The organism is Haloferax sp. S1W, from assembly GCF_044593955.1.
Lineage (GTDB): Archaea > Halobacteriota > Halobacteria > Halobacteriales > Haloferacaceae > Haloferax.
This window is the reverse complement of the sequence record NZ_CP172602.1, coordinates 1-3,187: the sequence shown is the minus strand read 5'-3', so window position 1 is coordinate 3,187 and position 3,187 is coordinate 1. Positions and strand designations below refer to the sequence as shown.

General features: G+C 61.1%; 3 protein-coding genes. All 3 read right to left on the bottom strand.

The genetic code is table 11. The features are described 5' to 3' along the window. Positions 1–130 precede the first annotated feature (130 nt). A complete protein-coding gene (locus ACH9L7_RS20390; protein ID WP_396614120.1) occupies positions 131–1,345 on the bottom strand; it encodes a hypothetical protein in 1,215 nt (404 codons plus the stop codon). Between the two features lie 747 nt (positions 1,346–2,092). Further along, complete coding sequence (locus ACH9L7_RS20385) at positions 2,093–2,257, bottom strand: hypothetical protein (protein ID WP_396614122.1); 165 nt, start codon at positions 2,255–2,257, stop codon at positions 2,093–2,095. A 429-nt stretch (positions 2,258–2,686) separates the two neighbouring features. After that, positions 2,687–2,980: a hypothetical protein gene (locus ACH9L7_RS20380; protein ID WP_396614121.1), complete on the bottom strand. Its 294-nt coding sequence runs from the start codon at positions 2,978–2,980 to the stop codon at positions 2,687–2,689. Positions 2,981–3,187 lie beyond the last annotated feature (207 nt).

The following is a 3,187-nucleotide window of genomic DNA, read 5'->3' as shown; positions in this document are numbered from 1 at the left end:
AGGGGCTTGATAGGCACACATACCGGCCTATGCCGTATGTATGGCAAGTGGGTGTACCATAATTAATCAACTCTATGGAGAAGGGGGAGAGCCGAGGACTGAATCATACATGGGGGCGGCCTCGACGCCGCTAATATATCTCCAACAGCGCCTCAAATGACTCTCTCGCCCCCTCCTCTGTGGTCGGATTCTTCGCCCCTGCCGGTGGCTCCAGCCTGCCGAGGCGCCAGTCTCTCGCGGCTCTCATTCGTTTGCGTACGTTCGGCGGTGGATCGTTATGCTCCAGGTAGGCGCTCACGTCGAACACGTCAATCAGTACGCCCCCACACTCCTGTATCGGACAGTCGCCCATATCGTCGCTCTCACGGGCTTCCTCGCTCTCGCTCCCTTCTTCCTCAGTCACACCGGCCACCGCTTCCACCTCTCGCTTCAACGCCGACGTGACGCCTTCTGAGGGCTTCTGGTGTTGCCACGACTCTGTAGCGTCTTCGACGAACACGCTATTGGCGAGAGAGCCGTACCACGTCACTACCTGCTTTGTCGAATCCGCCGGGTAGCCCGTGTGAGATAGCAGGTACCGGAGCAGCCCGTATAGGTCGCGGTGGCTCTCGCCATCCCGCACCCCGTCGAACTTCTCTACCGACCGGATGAACACGTAATTCCAGTCGTCACCGTCTCCTGCCGGCTCCATATCCGCACCCGTCGAACCAAGGATATGGTAGTGCGGGGACCAGTAGGTATAGCGGGTAAGACCGCCTTCAACGTCATTTCGCAGCCATACCCAAATCCCGTAATCCGGGTCTTCTTGATCGTATCTCGCCTTCCCTTCCTCAGTCACACGGTAGGGGTGCGGAATCACCGTATATCCCCGCCAGCCCTTCTGCTCGGCTATCTCGGCGGCCTTCTTGCGTCCTTCCCAATACTGCCGTTCCGTCCGAATCTCGCCATCCGGCGGTGATACCACAGCATGAGCCGCTTGTCGACGGTGGTTCGGCGGCTGCGTATAGCGGAACGACTGAATCCGCACAGTCGCCCGCACAGCGGCTTTCTTCGCCCACGCACCCCAGCAGTCGGGGCAAGACCGCTTCCCGCACACGCGGCTGCTGAACGTCGTCTCTCCACACGTCTCACACACCGCCTCGGGGTACCACTCTCCGCAGCCCGCTCCCCTGTCACCGTACCCCGGCAGTCGCCACTCCGTCGTACCGAACGGCTCCGTCCCTTCCGGCCACGCACCTGGACCGTCGAGGTCTTCCCGAGCAGCTGCGGAGCGGGGAAGCGACCGGCTCCGCAGCTGCTCGGCTGGACGACGGTCTACCGGATAGGCCGGCGTTTCCCCGCTCATACCAAACCACCGGCTAAGCGCCTCTCTCCGTCAAATACCACGCTTCGGGGGGTACTTTCCCGCAAGTGCAAGATATAGACCGCACCGCGGCCACTACTCATGTCGCTGACCCCCTTCCGCTCCGAGTGCTCTAGCTACCTCTTGCCACCCTGCGGACGGCACCGCCTCCGCACCGCTCCGCCTCTCGTCTCGCTTCGCTACGCTTCGCTCTAGCGGCCCGGCTCCGGTTGCGAGGGGCAAGCCCCTCGGACCGCGGCTCCGACTCTCGGCTCGCTCGGGGCACTCGCTCGCCGTCTCGCTTCGCTCGACCGCGTCTCCGCTCTCCGGACCTTGCGGCGGTTGCGTAGTCAGCCGTTCCGCGTTGTCAGAAAGACTTAGGCGGACGGAAGGAGAAGGAACAGGCGAGGACGAATCCTTACCACAGGAATCTCGGCGGGCGGTCTTTGGTAGGGACACACCCGCCGAGGTCGTCCGTCGCCCGGCCCCTTCTGCCGGGCGTTCGTTCACGTTGTGAGTAACTTCTCTTTCTTGATACAGCATTGCCGTGGGGCGACTTCAATCCTTCTTCCACCGATGCATGGCCTAATTTCCGACTTTCACAAGAACCGGAAACATCGGGCCTTGTATGCGGGTTTTGACACCGCACATCAGTCTAAATCCACCTCGATTTTGACCGTTCACTTCCGACTTTCACGTGTTTACCGGACACCATTTTCACTGAGCCACCTCAGCAGATACAGGTGTGAATTAGTACCGCCCCCTGGCAAGCGCGAGGCCCACGAAGAAGAGGAAGATTGCAAGCACAATCATCACCGGCAGCAACTCCCACAACTCAGCCGCCCCACTACCCCACATCGACGTATCGACTGCGACGATTTCGGAAATCGCCATCGGCAGCAAAAACGCTGCCATCAGGCCAGCGACCACAACCGCCGCTCGTTGGCGCTCCCTGCGGTCGCTCTAACGGGCCGGCTGCGCGGTCGGGGGGCAAGCCCCCGCTCCGCGCCGTCGACGGCGGTCGCGGCGCCTCGGGGCGCTCGGCGCCGCTCCGCCGACCGCCGTCGACTCTCCGGCCCTCGCGCCATAAGACGGGCTAAGCGCGGCTCACACCGCCTCTCACGCCCAACCGACCACCCGGCTCGCCTTGCGTCGTTAACGCTAAGCGTCCGGAGACAGAAGGTGCAGGTGGTTAGGGCGGCACCTTCTGCCGTCTTTCGGCTTATCGCTGAGTCACCTCCATGTCCTGAGCCGCAGCACTTAGTCCTACCTCCCGACACTCCGGAGACTTCCGTAGGTGTTGGGCCAGCCCCTCATCCGACCCGTTCCAGCAAAACGGACACCTCACAGCCTCTCACCCGTGCTAAGCGCCATATTGACGAAGAAGATGAAGATAGCCAGGACGATCATTACAGGGATGATTTCCCATAGCGCCGAGGCGCCTCCCGTCCAGCTGGTAGTATCCACCCCGATAATCTCGTTAATCGCCATAGGGAGGAGATACGCAGCCATCAGGGACGCCACCAAGATGCTCACAACCACGTTTGCCGCCTGGCCCGCTGCGCCACTACTCTGCGCCCGCCGATCGCCGAGGAGCCGTTTCACCCGTTTCTGAGCCGCTTTGAGCCGTTTGCTCATTACACTACACCCCTACGCCCTACCCTTATTTAACTCTATTTCAGATGTAAAACAAACCCTTGCGGGGGGTGTTCCGACACACCGATATACAGACCGATTTTCGACGTACCGTCGGACAAGTAGTGTATGGTCAACGCCGTACCGCGATTATCACAGTATCACGTGATATCACGTGATAACGGTAATCGCCCGAGGGAACAGGGGCGA